The 18,469-nt window shown below is 72.1% G+C and carries 18 protein-coding genes; 9 read left to right on the plus strand and 9 right to left on the minus strand.

All coding sequences use genetic code 11. The features are described 5' to 3' along the window. Positions 1-16: 16 nt before the first annotated feature. Entirely contained in the window at positions 17-919 is a 903-nt protein-coding gene (locus DT019_RS17420; RefSeq protein WP_114037741.1) for a LysR family transcriptional regulator, read from the minus strand. A 211-nt stretch (positions 920-1,130) separates the two neighbouring features. Between DT019_RS17420 and DT019_RS17425 the strand changes: the two genes are divergently transcribed. Both DT019_RS17425 and DT019_RS39605 read left to right on the plus strand, forming a co-directional pair. Next, a complete protein-coding gene (locus DT019_RS17425) occupies positions 1,131-2,024 on the plus strand; it encodes a ketopantoate reductase family protein (protein ID WP_223279628.1) in 894 nt (297 codons plus the stop codon). Beyond that, positions 2,024-3,040, plus strand: coding sequence for a VOC family protein (locus DT019_RS39605; RefSeq protein ID WP_189389682.1), 1,017 nt, complete (start codon positions 2,024-2,026; stop codon positions 3,038-3,040). The genes DT019_RS17425 and DT019_RS39605 overlap by 1 nt, the downstream gene beginning before the upstream one ends. Before the next feature lie 15 nt (positions 3,041-3,055). Here the strand turns inward: DT019_RS39605 and DT019_RS17440 are convergent, their stop codons facing one another. After that, the gene (locus DT019_RS17440) at positions 3,056-4,378 is read right to left on the minus strand and encodes a cytochrome P450 (RefSeq protein WP_114037742.1); all 1,323 of its coding nucleotides are present in this window, start codon (positions 4,376-4,378) and stop codon (positions 3,056-3,058) included. A gap of 377 nt (positions 4,379-4,755) precedes the next feature. On the opposite strand from DT019_RS17440, the gene DT019_RS17445 reads away from it, so the two are divergent. The 5 genes from DT019_RS17445 (at position 4,756) to DT019_RS17465 (ending at position 10,874) form a co-directional block, all read left to right on the plus strand. Continuing rightward, positions 4,756-5,562 carry a serine/threonine protein kinase gene (locus tag DT019_RS17445; protein WP_189389685.1) on the plus strand — a complete coding sequence of 269 codons (807 nt, stop codon included), beginning with the start codon at positions 4,756-4,758 and terminating at the stop codon, positions 5,560-5,562. Between the two features lie 111 nt (positions 5,563-5,673). Further along, positions 5,674-7,050 carry a serine/threonine-protein kinase gene (locus DT019_RS17450; RefSeq protein WP_114037893.1) on the plus strand — a complete coding sequence of 459 codons (1,377 nt, stop codon included), beginning with the start codon at positions 5,674-5,676 and terminating at the stop codon, positions 7,048-7,050. Between the two features lie 273 nt (positions 7,051-7,323). Then, the gene (locus DT019_RS17455) at positions 7,324-8,319 is read left to right on the plus strand and encodes an esterase family protein (protein WP_317617770.1); all 996 of its coding nucleotides are present in this window, start codon (positions 7,324-7,326) and stop codon (positions 8,317-8,319) included. 172 nt (positions 8,320-8,491) lie between these two features. After that, positions 8,492-9,046 carry a PadR family transcriptional regulator gene (locus tag DT019_RS17460; RefSeq protein WP_114037744.1) on the plus strand — a complete coding sequence of 185 codons (555 nt, stop codon included), beginning with the start codon at positions 8,492-8,494 and terminating at the stop codon, positions 9,044-9,046. A 103-nt stretch (positions 9,047-9,149) separates the two neighbouring features. Beyond that, positions 9,150-10,874, plus strand: coding sequence for an acyl-CoA dehydrogenase family protein (locus DT019_RS17465; protein WP_114037894.1), 1,725 nt, complete (start codon positions 9,150-9,152; stop codon positions 10,872-10,874). Positions 10,875-10,966: 92 nt separating this feature from the next. On the opposite strand, the gene DT019_RS17470 is transcribed toward DT019_RS17465, so the two are convergent. The 3 genes from DT019_RS17470 to DT019_RS17480 are packed head-to-tail and all read right to left on the minus strand — an operon-like array spanning position 10,967 to position 13,030. Beyond that, positions 10,967-12,073, minus strand: coding sequence for an MAB_1171c family putative transporter (locus DT019_RS17470; RefSeq protein ID WP_114037745.1), 1,107 nt, complete (start codon positions 12,071-12,073; stop codon positions 10,967-10,969). Continuing rightward, positions 12,066-12,578 (minus strand): ParH-like protein, encoded by a 513-nt coding sequence (locus DT019_RS17475; RefSeq protein ID WP_189389687.1) that lies wholly within the window; start codon positions 12,576-12,578, stop codon positions 12,066-12,068. The genes DT019_RS17470 and DT019_RS17475 overlap by 8 nt, the downstream gene beginning before the upstream one ends. Continuing rightward, complete coding sequence (locus DT019_RS17480; RefSeq protein WP_114037895.1) at positions 12,575-13,030, minus strand: XRE family transcriptional regulator; 456 nt, start codon at positions 13,028-13,030, stop codon at positions 12,575-12,577. The genes DT019_RS17475 and DT019_RS17480 overlap by 4 nt, the downstream gene beginning before the upstream one ends. 168 nt (positions 13,031-13,198) lie before the next feature. Here DT019_RS17480 and DT019_RS17485 point away from each other — a divergent pair, with 168 nt between their 5' ends. Next, complete coding sequence (locus DT019_RS17485) at positions 13,199-13,909, plus strand: RICIN domain-containing protein (RefSeq protein WP_114037746.1); 711 nt, start codon at positions 13,199-13,201, stop codon at positions 13,907-13,909. A gap of 141 nt (positions 13,910-14,050) precedes the next feature. Here DT019_RS17485 and DT019_RS17490 read toward each other — a convergent pair whose 3' ends face one another. After that, on the minus strand, positions 14,051-15,511 hold the full coding sequence (locus DT019_RS17490) for an amidase (protein WP_114037747.1): 1,461 nt from the start codon (positions 15,509-15,511) through the stop codon (positions 14,051-14,053). 125 nt (positions 15,512-15,636) lie between these two features. Between DT019_RS17490 and DT019_RS17495 the strand changes: the two genes are divergently transcribed. Then, positions 15,637-16,245: a TetR/AcrR family transcriptional regulator gene (locus DT019_RS17495; RefSeq protein WP_114037748.1), complete on the plus strand. Its 609-nt coding sequence runs from the start codon at positions 15,637-15,639 to the stop codon at positions 16,243-16,245. Positions 16,246-16,497: 252 nt separating this feature from the next. Here DT019_RS17495 and DT019_RS39610 read toward each other — a convergent pair whose 3' ends face one another. From DT019_RS39610 to DT019_RS17505, 3 genes are all read right to left on the minus strand, one after another. Beyond that, positions 16,498-16,662: a hypothetical protein gene (locus DT019_RS39610; RefSeq protein ID WP_189389709.1), complete on the minus strand. Its 165-nt coding sequence runs from the start codon at positions 16,660-16,662 to the stop codon at positions 16,498-16,500. A 124-nt stretch (positions 16,663-16,786) separates the two neighbouring features. Beyond that, positions 16,787-17,788 carry a MerR family transcriptional regulator gene (locus tag DT019_RS17500; RefSeq protein WP_114037749.1) on the minus strand — a complete coding sequence of 334 codons (1,002 nt, stop codon included), beginning with the start codon at positions 17,786-17,788 and terminating at the stop codon, positions 16,787-16,789. Positions 17,789-17,793: 5 nt separating this feature from the next. Then, positions 17,794-18,462 (minus strand): HEAT repeat domain-containing protein, encoded by a 669-nt coding sequence (locus DT019_RS17505; protein ID WP_114037750.1) that lies wholly within the window; start codon positions 18,460-18,462, stop codon positions 17,794-17,796. Positions 18,463-18,469: the final 7 nt, after the last annotated feature.

Consider the following 18,469-nt stretch of genomic DNA (forward strand, 5'->3'; position numbering starts at 1 on the left):
CAGGGGGTCGCCGCGCCTAACCCAGGACGGTCTGCGCGCCGCAGTGGTGGGCGACCATCTCGGCGAAGGCGTGGGCCAGGGGGGAGAGGGCGTCCCAGCGGCGCACCGCCCAGCCCGCGGTGAGCGCCGGGAGCGCGGGGATCGGGATCAGCCGCAGGTTGGGGTGGCCGGGGCCGGTCCAGGCGGGCAGGGCCGGGACGACTGCGTGCCCCAGGCCCAGTTCGGCCAGCAGGATCGCGGTGTCCCAATCGGTGACGCTGGTGTCGAACACCGGCCGGATGCCGGATTCGGCCAGCCAGGAGCCGAGTTGCAGGCGGGAGGTCGAGTTCTCCGGAAGGCCGATCAGCCGGGCATCCTGCAGATCGGCCGGTGCCAGGGACGTCCTGGCGGCCAGCGGGTCGGACGAGGAGACGGCGAGCGCCCAGGGCAGCTCGACCACGGGGTGCTGCTCGATGGCGCGCGTCGTGGGCCGCAGGGTGATCCAGGCGAGGTCGACACGGCCCGCGGCGAGCGCGTCGAAGCAGCCGCGACTGGAGGTTTCGGTCTGGAATTCGAGGCTCGCCCGGGGAAAGCGGCGCCGGAAGTCGGCCACGGCCGCGGCCATGAAGTGCCGGACGGTCGTGGCCCCCGTCGTGACCCGCACCGAACCGCCGTCCGCCCGTGCCGTCTCCTCCATGCGGCGCAGGGCGTCGTCGATGCATCCCAAGCCCTCGGTGACCGCAGCGTTCAGCACGCGTCCGGCCGGTGTCGGCACCACGCCGCGGGTGTGCCGTTCGAGCAGGCTCAGGCCCACCTCTCGTTCGAGCCGCTTCACATGCTGGCTGACCGCGGACTGCGTACAGGACAGCTCGCGGGCTGCCGCGCTCAGGGAGCCCGCCCGGCAGACCGCGGTGAAGACGCGGAGATCGTCAAGAGTCATGGTGGCCCAAGGTATCGCTTGGGTATTTGCCAGCAAACCCATGGATTGACTTGGGTTTCCGGCGTACGTGACCATCGGTGCGGGGCCCAGGGCGGCAACCCGCCGGCTGTTTCACGCGATCCGGACGCGGAGAACGGCCGGCGGGTGCCGACCCGCCTCATGGGGCTTGCCGGCCCCCTCGCCCAGGTCTTCCCGAACGACAGGAGCGCACGTGTCCACAACCAAGCTGACGGTGGCCATCCTCGGACCGGGCGGCGTCGGAGGCCTGATCGGCGCGCTGCTCGCCCGTGCCGGGCACCGTGTCATCTGCCTGGCCGGGGAGGAGACCGCCGGCACGCTGAGCCGGGACGGTCTGCACGTCGAGAGCACGCTGTACGGGAACTTCACCGCGGCCGTGAACGCCGACACGGAGCTGCGGGAGCCGGTGGACGCCGTCGTCGTCGCCGTCAAGCAGACCGCTCTGGACCAGGCGCTCGACCGCGTCCCGGCCGCCGTACTCGGTGGCGCGATCGTGATCCCGATGCTCAACGGGCTCGACCATCTCGCCGTACTGCGTGAGCGCTACCCGTCGGCCCAGGTCGTCGCCGGCACGATCAAGGTCGAGGCCACGCGTACCGCCCCCGGCCGCATCAGCCACACCAGCCCCTTCGCCAACATCGAACTGGCCGCCCCACTGGAGGAGTTCGCGGACGAGCTGCGCGGGGCCGGGCTCGGTGTGGTCCTGCGCGGCGACGAGAGCGCGATGCTCTGGGACAAGCTCGCCTTCCTCGCCCCGTTCGCCCTGCTGACCACGCGCCACCGGACCGATGTCGCAACCGTGCGCGGCGACCGGCGCCCCGAACTCCTCACCGTGGTCGACGAGATCACCACCGTGGCGCGTGCCGCGGGCACGTCGGTGACGTCCGACGCCGTGCTCAGGCTCTTCGACGGGGCGCCGCCCGCCATGAAGTCCTCGATGCAGCGCGACGCCGTGGCCGGGCGCCCGCTCGAACTCGATGCCATCGGCGGCGCGGTGCTGCGCGCGGGCGCCACCCACGGGGTCGAGACCCCGGCCACGGCGCGGCTGGTGGCCGAGATCGCCCGCGAGTTCCCCCAGGGGGCCTGATGCGGCCGAGCGCCCCGCCCGAGGACGGCCCTCCGCGAGACGGCTCCGATGCCACGACAGCATGGCCCGCGGCGGAGGAGTTCCTGCGCTCCCGGGGCGCGGGCGGGACGGCCCACCCCGGCGGCACCCTCCTCGATCACCTGATCAGGGTGGCGAACCTCCTCGACGCCTGGGGAGCGGACCCGGATGTGCGAGCCGCGGGCCTGTGCCACGCGGTGTACGGGACCGACGGATTCGCCCAGGCCCTCGCGGAGACCACCGAGCGCGCGCTCATCGCGGACCTGATCGGCGAACGCGCCGAAGCCCTGGTCCACCTCTACGCCAGCTGCGACCGGGACGCCGTGTATCCGCGCCTGGCGAACGGCGGCCCCGTGCTCTTCCGTGACCGCTTCACGGGCCGTGAACACACCCCGCCGGAGGCGGACGTCCGCGCCTTCCTCGACCTCACGGCCGCCAACGAACTCGACGTGCTGGCCCACAACACCGAACTCGCCGACCGGTACGGACCCGGCCTGTACGGGCTGTTCACCCGCGCACAAGCCCGGCTCTCCCCAGCGGCGCGGGACGCCTGCGTCGAGCAGCTCGGCCGGTACGCGCCCGACGCCGGGGCGGCGATCGGTATCACCTCTCTGGACCACCTGGTCCTGACCGTGGCCGACATCGAGCGGAGCGTCGGCTTCTACGAACGCGTCCTCGGCATGCGCGCGGTCACCTTCGGCGACGGACGCCGCGCCCTGGCCTTCGGCAACAGCAAGATCAACCTGCACGCGGCCGGCCACGAACTCCTCCCGCACGCCGCACGCCCGACCCCCGGCAGCGCCGACCTGTGCCTGCTGGCCGACGCCCCGCACCACACGATCTCGGCCGCTCTCGCCGCCCAGGGCGTCCCCGTGGAGGAAGGCCCCGTACCCCGGACCGGCGCCCTGGGGCCGATCACCAGCACCTACGTGCGCGACCCGGACGGCAACCTGATCGAGATCAGCACCTACGACTCCGGGCCGCCGGCCGACGGGTGAGGGGCCCAGGGCGGATCACCGGGCGCGCCGCGGGGTCACGGTCATGCGGATGTCGTCGGCGGCCCACAGGACGAACCGTTCGACGGGAGTCACCTCATGACCGGGCACCGGCCGGAAACGGAAGCGCTTGAGCAGGACGGCAAGGACCAGTTGGGCCTCGACCGTGGCCAGGGCCGCGCCCTCGCAGCCGCGCGGCCCGAACCCGAAGGGGACGTAGGCCAGCCTCGGCCGCTTGGCCACCTCCTGCGGGGTGAAGCGCTCGGGCCGGAACCTCTCGGGCTCGGGCCAGTGGAGCGGGTTCATGTGTATGGCCCAGAACGGATAGAAGACCGTCGCACCGGCCGGGATTTCGTAGTCGCCCAGGTCGATGGCCTCGTCGGTCTCCCGCGCACCGTAGGGGCCCGGCGGACGGAGCCGCATCGACTCCTTCAGGACCATGTCCAGCTGGGTCAGCCGGCGCAGGTCGGCGTAGGCGGGCGCCGTGCGGTCACCGAGTACGTCGTCGAGCTCGTCGGCGACGCGCTCGGCCACGTCCGGGTGGTCGCCGAGCAGGTGCAGGGTCCAGGAGATGGCCACGCCGGTGGTGTGGTGTGCGGCGAGGAGCGACATCATGACCGTGTCGCGGATCCGTGCGGGCCGCTCGCCCGCCGACACGAGCGCCCCGATCAGATCGCTCCGGTCGGCGCCACCGCCCGAGCGGTGTGCCGCGACGATCCGGTCAACCGCCGTGCGCAGATGGGTGAGCGCCTCCGCCGCCCGCTCGGCGCGCTCCTCCCCGGGGTCCGGGCCGGCCACCTCGTAGAGCCGTCCCAGGTACTCGGTGAGCACCACCTCGAAGGCGTCGATGACACTGTCCGGTGCCGCGTCGTCCCCGCCCAGCGCGTACGCGCAGATCATGCGCAGGGCCAGCGCGGTGAGGTCCTTCTGCAGGGCCACGGGCTCGTGCCCGGCCTTCCCGGCCCACTGGTCCGCGAGCGCGGTCGTCAGCGCGGTGAAGCGGGCGAAGTGGCGCTCGTGGGAGGGGCGTCCGGCGAGCACGGACAACAGCAGGCGCCGCCACGGGGTGTGCTCGTCGGCGGGCAGCACTTGGAGGTTGCCCGCCTCGAAAAGCGGGGTCAGGAAGTCGAAGAGTCGCTCCGGGCGTTGGTCGAGGTGAGCGGTCGCCTCCAGGAGGACGGGGTCGGCGATGGACACGGCCGTATCCGCGCCCGGCAGCTGGAACCGTACGACGGGGCCGTACTGGGCGTGCAGCCACCGCTGGTAGTGGTGCAGGCCCCCCGCTGCCGCGATGGCGCCGACCCCGCCGTCCGTCCGGGGGTCGGGACCGGGGATGTCCATGGCGGCTCCTCATGGCCGAAGGGACGAATGTGGGGACGGGCCCGCTCGTCCGCCTCCGCGCGCTGCGGAACAGCCAACTTCAAGGAGCCGTACGGGACAAGAGCGCGACCTTGCGCCTTGCCCCCGAAGCACCGGGAACGTTCCGGACCGGCGCCGGAGCCGTCGGACGGGCGGTGAACGGACGACGTTGCGCCGGAAATGGGCGGTGGCCCCCGCGGCAGCGTCACCGGAAGACCCGCCCGGAACTGGGCCGGAGCGCAGGGGACCGCCCCTGACTCGGGGTGGGAATTCGGCCAGATAACAGGAGTTGACCAATGGTCAGGATGTGTAACGTTCGAAGCGAGTGAGCAACGGTGACACGCGGCAAGGAGGGGGCAGTGAGCGGGGTAGTGATCTATCTGCCGCAGGCGACGGGGGAGTCGGCGGGTGAGCCGTCGGGCGACGCGGTGACGCTGCGCCTGGGACCCGGCGAGGTGGCACGGTTCGGGCGGGGCTCCGCGTCGACCCCCGTCGAACTCCGCCTCGACGACGAGGCGATCTCCCGGCTCGCCGGGGAGATCCGGGTGACCGACGACCACTGGCAGCTCAGCAACCTCAGCGCGACGCAGAGCTATCTGGTGGAGAACCCGGAGGGCGCGGGGGAGTATCTGCGGGTTCCGCCCCGGCGGGCCGGGGCGCCCATCCCCTTCGAGTTCTCGCGGGTCGTGCTGCCCACCCGCCGCAACGCCACGGTCTCCTTCCAGGTGTTCGCCCCCGACCACGTCTATCTGGATCCGGACAGCCTGGGCGGCCAGTGGGGGAGCCGCACCCTCACGGCGTACTCCCTGGACGAGACGGCCCTGTACTTCCTCATCCTTGTCGCGCTCTGCGAGCCCCGGCTGCGGGACGAGTCGCCCGTCGCGGTGCCGACCACGCCGCAGATCGTCGAGCGGCTCAAGGGGCACCCCGCGTGCGCCCGGCTCACAGCGCGTGCGGTCAGCTCGCACATCGACTACCTGGCCGACGAGAAGATGCGGATCAGCGCGCCCGCCGAGTCCGGTCCCCGAAGGGAGGCCCGCCGCAACGGCAAACGCGAGGCGATCGTCGGTCTGGTGCTGCGGTTCGGTCTCGTACGGGAGGAACACCTCGCGCTGCTGCCGTCCCGGACCGGGGCGACGGCGCAGGAACGGGGGGCCGCGGGATGAGGCGCGAAGGCGCGCACGGGGGCGGCCGGAGGACCGGAGGGGGACACGGTGCACGGTCCGGCCGACACTTCGGGAAGTGACCGCACGGAGCTCCTTCCGGGCGGGTACCGCGTGGGGCGCTGGGAGGTCACCGAGCCGATCGGCACGGGCGGCTGGGCAACGGTCTACGCCGGGCGCGCGGTCGAGGACGGCGAGGACGGCTCCGGGGCGGCCGGGGAAGCCGTCGCGCTCAAGGTGCTGCCGACCGCCGACCTGGCCCCGAGCCAGGCCCGTAGGGTCGCCGAGTCCGCCCGGCGGGAGGTCGAGTTCGGCCGCAGGTCCTCCCACCCGAGCCTGATCCGCCTGCTGGACACGGTGGTGCTCGGCGAACCCGACCACCCGTCCCTGGACGGCGCCATCGTGCTGGTCATGGAGCGGGCCGAACACAGCCTGCGCGACCTGCTCACCGCCGGTGTGTCCGGGGCCGAGGCCGGCCGGCTGGTCACCGGGATCTGCGAGGGGCTCGCCCATCTGCACCGCAGCGGATGGGTGCACGGCGACCTCAAGCCGGACAACATCCTGCTCATGGCGGACGGTTCGGTGAAGCTCTCCGACTTCGGGCTCGTCACGCGGCTGACCGGCACCCACGGCACCCACGGGTACGCGCCGCCGATGGGCACCTTCGACTACCTTCCGCCCGAGCGCTGGAAGGCGCCGCTCGGCGAGCACGGCGTCGAAGTCCGGCCGAGCGCCGACATCTGGGCGCTGGGCATCACCCTGCACGAGCTGTTCGCGTCCGGCGCCTCGCCGTTTCCCGGCGCCACCCCCATGGCCCGCGGCGCCGCGGCCCAGGAGTACGCCGACGGCCGGGCGCCGCTGCGCCTGGACGGCGCGGTGCCGCCGTTCTGGCGGACGCTGGCCGCCGACTGCCTGGCCCCGACGCATGCCGCACGTGCCGAGCACACCGCCGAGAGCCTGCTGGCGCGGATCGCCGCCGCGCCGCCCGACGCAACGGACAACGCGCGGCGCTCCCCGCGGCCGATGCCCCACCGGCGCAGAGCGACCCGCGCCGCGCTCGTCACCCTCGCGGTGTGCGCGGTGGGCGCGACGGTCTGGCCGCACCTCATGGGCGACGGCCCCTCCGGCGGGCCGGGTGCGCGGGCCGGATCCGGCGGCCGGATCCGGGTGTTCAACGCCGAGCAGAGCTGCCGCGGTCGCGACGACCGAGAACCGCAGTGCAGCCTCGGCCTTGCCATCGATCCCACGCGCCCCTACACCATCGACAACGTCGTACCGACCCGGGTGTGGGACGGCGACGAGCTCGCCGTCGACTGCCGCTTCAGCCGCGGCATGGTGATCATCGACGAGTCGGACATGAAGTCCGCCGACTGGTACCAGGTCCGGTTGCCGCAGGGCTCCGCACGCCCCACCGCCTGGCTGCCCGCCGTGCGCACGAAGGACCGTCCGCCGGTCCCCGACTGCGGGCCTCCCGCCCCCTCCGCACGGTGAGGGGCCCCGGCCCACCGGGGACCCCCACCGCTCCGGGGTGTCCGAGGCCCTCCCCCGTAACGCCGCAGTCAACTGCCGTACCCAGCAAGGGGAATGGGCCACGGCGGCGGAGCATCGGCGCCTCCGCAGTCCATCGCGGATGCCTCCGCTCGTCACTCCGGATCGTTCCGGATACCGGACCCGACGGCCCGCGACTACCGTGCGGACCGTCCGCCCCCGGACCGCACCCACCTCTCACCCGGCCCATGAGCCGCACACCACCAGGAGGTTCTGTTGAGCGAGCACCGCCCCTCCCGCAGGAATGTTCTGAAGGCCGTCGGCGGAGCCTCCGCCGCGTTCGCCCTCGGTGCCGGAACCGTCCTTTCGACGGCGTCCGCGGCCAGCGCGGCCGACGACGGCTTCGGGCTGCGCATCGTCGACCGCGGCGAGGGTGACCCCCGTATGTGGTACTACCGCTTCCAGACCGCCGAGATCGGCTGGCAGCCCGCCGTCAACGTGCTGCTCCCCGACGACTACCACACCAGCGGTCGCACCTACCCCGTCCTGTACCTGCTGCACGGTGGCGGCAACGACCAGGACTTCATCACCTTCGACCGCCTCCACATCCGCGACTGGACGGCGGGCAAGCCGCTGATCGTGGTGATGCCCGACGGCGGCCACGCGGGCTGGTACTCCAACCCCGTCACCTCCCTCGCCGGCCCGCGGAACTGGGAGAGCTTCCACATCAACCAGCTCATCCCCTGGATCGACGCGAACTTCAGGACCTACGGCGAGTACGAGGGCCGCGCCGTCTCCGGGTTCTCGATGGGCGGCTTCGGCGCGCTGAAGTACGCGGCCAAGTACTGGGGCCACTTCGCCTCGGTGAGCTCCCACTCCGGCCCGGCCAGCCTGCGCGGCAACGCAGGCGGCATCGCGGGCGGCGTCGTGCACTGGGCGAACGCCTCCTCCGCCGCGATCGAACTGAACGGCGGCACCGTCTACGGCGTTCCCTGGGATCAGAACCGGGTCAGCATGGACAACCCCTGCGAGCGGGTCGAGAGCTACCGCAACAAGCGGATCTTCATGGTCGCGGGCACCAGTCCCGAGCCCACCTTCTGGGACACCTTCAACGAGACCGCCGTCCTGGAGACCCAGCGGGAGTGGCGCGGCTACCTCGACCGGGCGGGCATCCCGCACGAGTGGTACGAGGTGCCCGGCGGCCACTTCGTCCGCCCTGACCTGTTCATCCGCGACCTCGACGGCATCGTCGGCCGGCTCCGCAAGGCGTAGCGCGGGCGACCGGATACGGGCCGGCGGGCCGGGATCGGTCGGACTCCGGGGGAAACCCGGAGCCCGGCCCGGTCCCGGCCCGCCGCCATGTCCGGGTGAACTCCGGGTGAGCCGCGTCTCACCTGCACGGCTCCGCTTGTCTATGCAACGAGTTGCATAGAAGGATTCGGGCATGGCGCTTGAGCACGCGATCCTCGTCTCGCTGTTGGAGAAGCCGGGCTCCGGCTACGAGCTGGCCCGGCGCTTCGACCGCTCCATCGGCTATTTCTGGGCCGCCACGCACCAGCAGATCTACCGCATCCTCAAGCGCATGGAGAACGACGGCTGGATCGACGCCCGCGAGGTGGCGCAGCAGAACCGGCCGGACAAGAAGGAGTACTCCGTCTCCGCACCCGGCCGGGCCGCGCTCTCGCAGTGGCTGCACGAGCCGATCGAACCGGAGAGCGTCCGGCACGAACTCGCCGTGAAGATCCGCGGCGCGGCCTTCGACGACCCGGCCGCGCTGCTCCACGAGGTGGAGCGGCACCGCCAGGTACACGCCGACCGGCTCGCGCACTACCTGGCGGGGGAGCGGCGTGACTTCACGGGCCCCGAGGCCCCCGAGACCGACGCCGGACGAGAGCTCCAGCACGTCGTGCTGCGCGGCGGCATCGCCTACGAGCGGATGACCCTCGCCTGGCTCGACGACGTGATCGCCACCCTCCACCGGCTCGGTTCCGGGCACTGAACCGCGCCGGCGGGCACGCGCGGTTCTGCCCGTCCTCCTCCCGCACGCATCCGACGACCTCCCGCACCCCTCCCCACCTCCCGAGCCGGAAAGGCGAATGGCCATGGCCGACGCGCTGCTGTTCAACCCGCACACCTACGACCCGACCCACTTCGACCCCGAGACCCGCAGGCTGCTGCGCGCCACCGTCGACTGGTTCGAGCAGCGCGGCAAGCGCCGGCTGATCGAGGACTACCGCTCCCGCGCCTGGCTGGCGGACTTCCTCGCCTTCTCCGCCAAGGAAGGGCTCTTCGCGACCTTCCTCACCCCGGCCTCGGCCGCCGCTCCGGACCAGGCGGACAAGCGCTGGGACACCGCCCGGATCGCCGCGCTCAATGAGATCTTCGGCTTCTACGGGCTCGACTACTGGTACGCCTGGCAGGTGACCATCCTGGGCCTCGGTCCGGTCTGGCAGAGCGACAACGCCGCCGCCCGCACCCGTGCGGCCGAACTCCTCGACCAGGGCGAGGTGTTCGCCTTCGGCCTGTCCGAGAAGAGCCACGGCGCGGACATCTACTCCACCGACATGCTCCTGGAGCCGAACGGCGACGGCGGGTTCCGGGCCACCGGCAGCAAGTACTACATCGGCAACGGCAACGCCGCCGGTCTCGTCTCCGTCTTCGGGCGCCGCACCGACGTCGAGGGCCCCGACGGCTACGTCTTCTTCGCCGCCGACAGCCGCCATGAGGCGTACCACCTGGTGAAGAACGTCGTGGACTCCTCGAAGTACGTCAGCGAGTTCCGCCTGGAGAACTACCCGGTCGGTGCCGAGGACGTCCTGCACACCGGCCGCGCCGCGTTCGACGCCGCGCTCAACACCGTCAACGTGGGCAAGTTCAACCTCTGCACCGCCTCCATCGGCATCTGCGAGCACGCGATGTACGAGGCGGTCACCCACGCGCACCACCGCGTCCTCTACGGCCGCCCGGTCACCGCCTTCCCGCATGTGCGCCGGGAGCTGACCGACGCGTACGTGCGCCTCGTCGGCATGAAGCTGTTCAGCGACCGCGCCGTGGACTACTTCCGCTCCGCCGGGCCCGACGACCGCCGCTACCTCCTCTTTAACCCCATGACGAAGATGAAGGTGACCACGGAGGGCGAGAAGGTCATCGACCTGATGTGGGACGTCATCGCCGCCAAGGGCTTCGAGAAGGACAACTACTTCGCGCAGGCGGCCGTCGAGATCCGCGGTCTGCCCAAGCTGGAGGGCACGGTCCACGTCAACCTCGCCCTGATCCTCAAGTTCATGGGCAACCACCTGCTGAACCCCGCCGAGTACGCCCCCGTACCGACCCGGCTCGACGCGGCCGACGACGCGTTCCTCTTCGAGCAGGGACCGGCGCGCGGCCTGGGCGCCATCCGCTTCCACGACTGGCGCACCGCGTTCGACGCGTACGCGGAGGTCCCCAACGTGGGCCGCTTCCGCGAACAGGCCGACGCGCTCTGCGAGTTCGTCGCCACGGCCGCCCCGGACGAGGAGCAGAGCCGCGACCTCGACCTGCTGCTCGCCGTGGGCCAGCTGTTCGCCCTGGTCGTGCACGGGCAGCTGATCCTGGAGCAGGCGCGCCTGACCGGCCTGGAGCAGGACGTGCTCGACGAGCTCTTCGCCGTTCTCGTCCGCGACTTCTCGGCGCACGCCGTCGAGCTGCACGGCAAGGACTCCGCGACCGAGGCGCAGCAGAGCTGGGCGCTGGGCGCGGTCCGGCGCCCGATCGTGGACGAGGCCCGCTCGGCCCGCGTGTGGGACCGCGTCGAGGCGCTGGCCGGGGCGTACGAGATGGCGCCGTAGCCCTCCCCGGACCTGGCCGCGCGCCCCAAGTCCCCGGCCATCACTCCGGGGACCTGGGGCGCGTCTCAACGGTCCCGGGCGAGCTGCCTCCCTCACACGGAGGCGGGGCTTCGGCCAGCCGCGGTCAGCTGTGCCAACGCGCGTGAGACCGCGGCCAGTTGACCTGCTTCCGCGTCCGTACCGATGCCGTTGCCCGGAGTGATGGAGGGAAGCCCGATGTCCGGGTCGTGGGCGGGCTGCCCCAGTGCCGTCCGGTCCAGGGCGGCCAGGATGGACGCAGCCCGCGTGGTGGCCGTGATGTCGGGGTCTGCCGCTTCCGGGCCCGCCAGGTGGGGGCGGAGGAGCAGCAGGCCGTCGTGGATTTCGATGACCCGGCGGTAGAGGGCCAACCCCAATGCGCCAGGGGCGAGTTCACCCGGGCCCCGGCGGGGCTGGAGCAGGGCGATCTCCGGGAAGGCGTGGTGCAGGGCGGACCACAGCGGCCCCAGGGCGCGGTAGGTGCGGTACGACCACCACCAGTGCCGCAGCGCGACCCACGCCGCGGTGCTGCCGCCCGCGATGAGCAGTCCCGCACAGAGCATGCCCAGGATGGAGGAGACGGCGTCCTCGCCGTCCGTCTGGCGGCCGGTGAGGAGGGCGAGCCGGATGTCGTCGACCCCCCAGGCGGTCCACACCAGGCCCGCGGCAGCGCCGCAGCAGAGCAGTCGGAGCCCCACGCGCAGGGCTCCCGTGGCGCGCCGGGACCTGTGCAGCGCCGCCCGGCACAGGACCGCCGCGTGCCACGCCGGGTAGAGCGTGATCGCCGTGTTGTAGGCCGCCAGGTACGGCCGGTGGCGGGCGTCGACGAAGAGCTCTCCGGCAGCGTGCTGGATGTCGGCGGCCGAGAACAGCAGCACCAGCGCGACCAGCGTCAACCCGGCCGCGATCAGCTGGCGTTGGGCCGATCTGCCGGTCATCAGGCCGATGCAGGCGACCGCCGCCATGCGCAGGAGGTCGCCCGCGAGCGTGGGCAGGCCCGGCAGCCCGACCACCTCCTCGACGGCCAGGGCCGCGGCAGGGGTGAGAACGATGAGGGCCGCGCCCAGACAGAAAGCGAAACGGTGGACGTGCGGCTGGGCGGTGTTCTGGCGGCCGCCCCACCGGTACAGGCCGAACGCGCACAGCGCGAGAGCGGCGAGACACTGAAGGACGTCAGCCACGGCCGTCCGGCCACAGCGCGGAGTCGGCGAAGGGGTCGGCCGCCGGCCGGGTCGGCAGGGCCCAGACGGCGCGCTGAAGGATCAGTGAGGCCAGTAACTCGGCTTCCTGTTCCTGTGGATCGCTGTAGACGGTCCGGCCGAGCACGCTCCGCACCAGCCCCGCGGAGAGGTGCGGGGTGAGCTCCGGCGAGAGCGTGCCGTCGTGTCCGCACAGGAGGTGGGACAGCTCGTGGACGAGGATGTGCTGGCGGTGCAGCGGGGCCGTGTCCGCCGCGTACGCGATGTAGTCGGCCTGCTCGGCGCTGACGAGCAGACCGCACGGCACGCCTGGCTGCCACCGCGTCGGCATGAGCTCGATCGGTCTGCCCCGCTGCTCCGCCATGGTGGCGATGAGCTGGGCCGCGTCGAAGGGAACGGGCAGGTCCAGGGCGTTCGCGATGGAGCGGCAGCGCCGCAGCCGGTCCCGGGCCGCGCGGCCCGTCGTGCCCCAACGGCCGTATTTCATCGGCCGGTTGATCTGCGTCGGTCGGCCTCTCGGCGGGCGATGGAATCGATCAGATCGCGTACGGTCCCCAGGCCGTCGGGGGAGAGGTGGACCGCGCGCAGCGCGACATCGCGTACGCCCGCGTCGCGCATGGCGGAGAGCAGGGCGACCTCCTCGCCGACCCGGGCGCCCTCCGCGTCGTCGAAGAAGTAGGCGACGGGCACCTGGAAGAACGTGGCCAGCGCTTCCAGATGGCGCTTGGTGGGGTTGTCGCGGCGGCCGGTGCGCAACTGCCAGAGATAGGTGGCCGAAAACGTCTCTCCGCTCGACTCGCGGCAGGCTCTGGCCACTTCCTCGTTGCTGTAGGGCGAGCGGTCCGGGCGGCGTACCGCCTGGAAGAGGGCCTCTATTCGCTCCGCCAATGACTGGGCCCCGGCCTCCGACACCGTCCCACCTCCGTTCTGTAACGGCATAGTAAACGACCCGCCGAAGGGCGGTGCGGGCAACGTCGGATCTCAGCTGAGATGAATGAACGGCTCAATGCCTTCACGCCAGTTGACACTTCGTGGCCCCCTCGATCAAGCTTCGGACGGAGGGGAAAGCCCGTCCGAACAGCCTTGGCCGAACGAAGGAGCACACCCATGAGACGCACTGCCGCCGCGTTATTGACGGCGCTGCTGGCGATCTGCGCCGCCATCGCGCTGCCCGCCACGGCGCATGCCGAGAGCCCCGGTTCCTGCACCACCCGTTACGAGGGGCCCTATGGCAGCGCCTCGTGCTCGGGCGTCGCCCCGGGCACGCAGTGGCGCGCCGTGGTCGGCTGCTTCTACCTCGTGAGCGGCCAGCCGGTCCCGTTCCAGGTGGTCGGCAACGTCGTCACCGGCGACGGCACTTCGGTCGGCGGGTGCACGGGCGCCTCCTGGGCGACCAAGCACATCGAGGCCGTCGTCGTCGGCATCACCGGCAGCCAGGGGCGGCTCGTCGGCTACGGCGGCAAGTGCGTGGACATCCGTAGTGGCAAAACGACCGTCGCCACCCCCGTGCAGATCTACGACTGCAACGGCACCGGCGCCCAGTGGTGGACCCTGGGTACGGACCACACCGTGCGTGCGCTCGGCATGTGTCTGAACGTGGTGTGGGGACGCAGCGAGAACGGCACCAACGTCGAGATCTACGACTGCCTGCCGGGCGCCCAGGGCGAGCAGTGGATCCCCCAGCCGGACGGTTCGCTCAAGAACGTCCTCACCGGCAAGTGCCTCGACGACCTCGGCTTCAACACGGCCAACGGGACCCAGCTGGGCATCTGGGACTGCAACGGAGCGGCCAACCAGAAGTGGACCCTGACCCCCTGACGGGGCACCGCACGAGCCGTCCCGGGACCGCGTCGTGACCACGCGGACGGCCTGAGCGGGCACAGCTTCGGGGGACGCCCGAACCCTGGTCCCCACGGAGGGGAGTGGCGGGGCCCGGCCAGAGGGGGGCGGGTCCCGCCACTACATGTGGGGCGAACCAGGTGTGTGGCCGGCCCACACCGGGGGAGTGCGGCCCGACCACGGCTGGGCGCGTTCGAGTTGGCCCGCCAGGCGGAAGAGGCGGCCCTCCAGGCCGTAGCCCGCGGCGAACTGCATGCCGATCGGGAGCCCCGTCCCGGCGTCGACCGCCACCGGCACGGACATGGCGGGGGTGCCCGACACATTGAACGCGGCGGTGAACGGGGACATGTCGAACAGGCGCCGCAGCCAGCCGAGTCCGTCCAGCCTCTCGGCGCCCGCGCCGTGCGTGCCCAGAGGCACCGGGAGCTCCGGAAGGGTCGGGGTGAGCAGCAGGTCGTAGGCATCGAAGTACCGTGCCAGGCTTCGCGCGACGCGGTTGCGCAGGCCGAGAGCGGTGACGAACTCGGGGCCGCTGACCCGCTGCCCGTAGTGGTAACTGGCGAGGGTGGGCGGCTCAAGGGTCGAGGAGTCGATCGGGCGACCGGTGGCGGCCGCCAGCGCGTCGAGCGAGGCCGCGAGGTTCGCCGACCACTGGCGGGCGTTGGCCAGCACGAACTCCTCCCACTCCGCGCCGAGTCCGACCGTGGTCTCCTCCACCCGGTGACCGAGCGATTCGAGCAGGCGCACCGTGCGCGCGAGTGCCTCGGCCACGGGCCTGGCGGTACGGCGCCCTCCCCACGCCTCGGCGAGAACGCCGATCCTCAGCGTGCCGGGATCGCGAGCGACCTCCTGCGCGTACGGCCGGGGCGGCTCCGGGGCGAAGTAGGGGTCGCCCGGTTCCGGCCCGCGGATCGCGTCGAGCAAGGCCGCGCTGTCACGCACGGTGCGGCTCACGCTGCCCTGCACGGCGAGGCCGTTGAAGATCTCGTCCAGGTCCGGCCCCATGGAGACCCGGCCGCGCGTCGGCTTCAGCCCGAACAGGCCGTTGTAGGCGGCCGGGATGCGGATCGATCCGGCGGCGTCGGTGGCGTGGGCGAGCGGGACGATCCCGGCGGCGACCGCCGCTCCCGCACCCCCGCTGGAACCGCCCGCGCTCCGCTCCAGGTCCCACGGGTTGCGGGTGGCGCCGTACAGCACGGGTTCCGTCGTGGTGCTGTACGCCATCTCCGGTGTCGCGGTGCGCCCGAACGTCATGAGGCCTGCGCGGCGCAGGCGCCGCATGAGGAAGGAGTCGGCGGGCGCGACGTTGCCCGCGGCGAGACGGCTGCCGAGCTCCGACCGCCTTCCGGCCATCGAGACGCCGAGGTCCTTGATCAGGAACGGGACTCCGGCCAGCGGGGCGCTGCCGGGAGCGGGCCCGTCATCCGTCGGCCATGTCTCCACGACGGCGTTGACCAGCGGGTTGACCGCCCGCGTGGCCTCCCGTGCCGCCGCTTCCAGTTCGGCGGCACTCACCTCGCCACGCGCCACCAGCTGCGCCAGTCCGACCGCGTCGAAGGTCACGTACTCCTCGACTTTCACTGCTGCTCCCAGGAAAAAGATACCGTTGAGACCCGGACGATACCGAGCGGTATCGCGTGGGACGGACTGGTACCGTAGCAGTGGATGTAGGACCCCACAACGAACCAGGACGTCACGGAGCAGGCATGGCATCGACCGTCAGCAGGCCGGACCGGGTGGCCCAACTGCCCCCTCGTGAGCGCATCCTGGACGCGGCGGAAGAGCTCTTCCAGAGCGAGGGCATCCAGGGTGTGGGTGTCCAGGCCATCGCCGATCGGGCCCGCACCACCAAGATGGCGATCTACCGGCACTTCGAGACCAAGGACGCCCTGGTGGCGGAGTGGCTGCGGATCGTCGCGGCCGACTACCAGGCCGCTTTCGACCGGGTCGAGGCAGAACACCCCGACCGCCCCCGGGAGCAGATCCTGGGCCTGGCCCGCTTCATCGCCGAGGGGCTCCCGACGATCTCGCACCGGGGCTGCCCGTTCATCAACTCCCTCGCCGAACTGCCCGACCGTTCGCACCCCGCACGGCAGGTGATCGAGCAGCACAAGGCGCTCCAGCTGCGCAGGCTGGTCGCCCTGTGCGCCGGGGCCGGGCTGCCCGACCCCGAACAGGCGGCGGCCGAGATCACCTTCGTACTCGAAGGGGCTCAGGTCAGTACGCAGAACGGAAGTGTCGACCAGATCGGGGAGCGGCTGATGCGGATCGTCGAGGGGATCGTGGACCGGCACCACCGGGCGGCCGGTGCGTAGCACCGCCGCCGGAACGCCGAACTGGCCGCGTTGAACGGCTTGTTCTGCCGCCCGAGGTGGTCGCCCTCCTGGACCGGATGAGCGCCTTCGGGGAGGACAGCGTCCGGCGGCGGTCGGTGCCGCTGGTCTCCTCCCAGATCTCCGACGCGTCACCGGCCTGGCACCGCATCATCGACGCCCTCGCCCACCGGGCCCGGCACCGCCGAGCCACCGAGCGGACGGCTGAGGCCGGCACGACGTGGGCCGCCTGGTTCAGAGGGCCCCGAGAAAGCCCGGATCAGCACCGTCGAACTGCCGCCCCGTATCCCGGGCGACGCCCAGCAGTTCCGCCACGGGTACGATCCCGGCGCCGAGTGTCTCCCTGAGCTCCGGCCAAGCGGGCTCCTCGACATCGATCAGCTGACTCACCTCACGCATGCCGGAATCGTCGCACCCCCGCCGCGCACCACGGCAGGTAGGGGCCGCGGCGAGCCCTCCGAGGCCCCGAGGGGCGGCGTCGGGGCGCGGGGCCGGTGGCCGCACGGCGTTCGGGACGGATGGGCTACCGCGTCTCGCGCAGCCCGAGAATGTAGGTCGCGGTCAGTGCGACGCCGCGGTCGGCGTCGTCCGACAGAGCCGCCAAGGCCTGCGACACCGTGTCACCCGGGATGTCCGCGAGGGCCTGTGTCAGGTGTCGACGGGTCGCCGAATCAAGCGAGTCGCGGGTGAGGCGGTCGATGAGCTGGGTGGCGATCTCGTCCGCCAAGACTGGATCACGCGCCAGCGTCCCCAGCGCGTCGGCCGCGTCGACGTCGTTCGTCTCGCCGACGATCATGTCGATGAGCGTCGGGACCGCCTCGGCTCCGCCACGCGCCCCGACCGCCAGTGCCGCGTACCCGCGGACCACGAGGTCGGGGTGTGTGAGGGCTTCTCGCAACAGAGCGGTCGCCGCCTCGTCCGGGATCTCCGCGATCGACTGGACGGCACGCTTGCCGACCTCGGCCGCGGGGGAGGCGAGCCCCTCCGCCAGGAGCGGCAGCCCGCCGCCCGAGCGGGCCAGAGCCCATCGAAGGGCTCCGGCGACGTGTGGGTCCGCCTCGCTCAACACCGCGTCCACCAGGGCCTCCACCGGCACCGGGGCGTCCTGCACCGAGGCCAGTGCCGCGCGCTGACGCCGTCCCGCGCTCTCCGACCCCAACGCGTGCAGAAGCGCGACGATGTGGAGGACGTCCTCCCAGTCGGCCGGTTCCGCGGCATTGATCCGCCGGAGCCGCGTGAGCAGCGCCCTCTCGCCCGCGATCCGCTCGCGCGTCTGGCGAATGAGGTCGTCCACGAGCTCGGCGGGCTCGAAGCCGGGGTCGTCCAGGGCGGACCCGACCTCGCGCAGCGACAGCCCCAACGACCGCAGGCTCTCGATGTGGAAGATGCGCCGGATGTCCTCGCCGGAGTACTCCCGGTAGCCACCTTCTGTACGGCCCGTGGGCCGCACCAGGCCGAGCGTGTCGTAATGCCTGAGCATGCGGGCGCTCACACCGGACCGTCGCGCCACATCACCGATCAACACTGCCCTCACCCGTCCTGGCTGCTCGCACCGAGAGCCATGATGCGCTTCGCCTCCTCGATGGCGAACTCGAACCCGGCCTCCGGGTCGCTCAGCACATGTTCGGTGGCGATCGCGTGGGTACGCACGCGGGCGTCGGGATGTGCGGCCGCGGCGCGCAGGGTGGGCACGATCGCCTCGCCGAGCGCGATGAGCGCCCGGCTCAGACTCCGCTGGGTCTCGCGCCCGCCCCGCCCGAGCTGGGCCCCCAAATTCCGTGCCAGCTGGGGGACTTCATCCTCGGGTACGAGAACGACCGCGGCCCGCCATGCGCTCCGTGCCACCTCCTCGTCGGTGTCGGCCAGCAGCGCGGGTGTGATCGCGGGCCACGCCCGCCGGTCGCCGATCTTGGACAGGGTGTGCAACGCCTGGCTTCGTGCCTGTGCTCGCTGCGAGCGGAGTTCGCCGACGAGCCCGGGGAGCGTGGTCGATGCGGGGTGCCGGGTGAGCGCCCACGTCAGCATTTCCCGCACGTAGAACTCGGGCTCGACCGCGCACCGCTCGATGAGCGTGGGGACGAACCGGGGGGCGGTGGCCGTGCCGACCGCCAGCGCCGCCCGCAGCCGCACCGAGGGATCGCGGTGCTCCAGCCCTGGGAGGGCTCGCGTCGCGTCCGCTTCCTGCTTCGTCATGGTCATCGGGACC

The organism is Streptomyces sp. SDr-06 (assembly GCF_003324565.1).
GTDB lineage: Bacteria > Actinomycetota > Actinomycetes > Streptomycetales > Streptomycetaceae > Streptomyces.

What these genes read in the sequence shown, in the direction of transcription:
- DT019_RS17420 (WP_114037741.1), bottom strand. Translation starts at nt 919, where the DNA reads ATGACTCTTGACGATCTCCGCGTCTTCACCGCGGTCTGCCGGGCGGGC.
- DT019_RS39605 (WP_189389682.1), top strand. Translation starts at nt 2,024, where the DNA reads ATGCGGCCGAGCGCCCCGCCCGAGGACGGCCCTCCGCGAGACGGCTCC.
- DT019_RS17440 (WP_114037742.1), bottom strand. Translation starts at nt 4,378, where the DNA reads ATGGACATCCCCGGTCCCGACCCCCGGACGGACGGCGGGGTCGGCGCC.
- DT019_RS17460 (WP_114037744.1), top strand. Translation starts at nt 8,492, where the DNA reads ATGGCGCTTGAGCACGCGATCCTCGTCTCGCTGTTGGAGAAGCCGGGC.
- DT019_RS17465 (WP_114037894.1), top strand. Translation starts at nt 9,150, where the DNA reads ATGGCCGACGCGCTGCTGTTCAACCCGCACACCTACGACCCGACCCAC.
- DT019_RS17475 (WP_189389687.1), bottom strand. Translation starts at nt 12,578, where the DNA reads ATGAAATACGGCCGTTGGGGCACGACGGGCCGCGCGGCCCGGGACCGG.
- DT019_RS17480 (WP_114037895.1), bottom strand. Translation starts at nt 13,030, where the DNA reads ATGCCGTTACAGAACGGAGGTGGGACGGTGTCGGAGGCCGGGGCCCAG.
- DT019_RS17485 (WP_114037746.1), top strand. Translation starts at nt 13,199, where the DNA reads ATGAGACGCACTGCCGCCGCGTTATTGACGGCGCTGCTGGCGATCTGC.
- DT019_RS17495 (WP_114037748.1), top strand. Translation starts at nt 15,637, where the DNA reads ATGGCATCGACCGTCAGCAGGCCGGACCGGGTGGCCCAACTGCCCCCT.
- DT019_RS39610 (WP_189389709.1), bottom strand. Translation starts at nt 16,662, where the DNA reads ATGCGTGAGGTGAGTCAGCTGATCGATGTCGAGGAGCCCGCTTGGCCG.
- DT019_RS17505 (WP_114037750.1), bottom strand. Translation starts at nt 18,462, where the DNA reads ATGACCATGACGAAGCAGGAAGCGGACGCGACGCGAGCCCTCCCAGGG.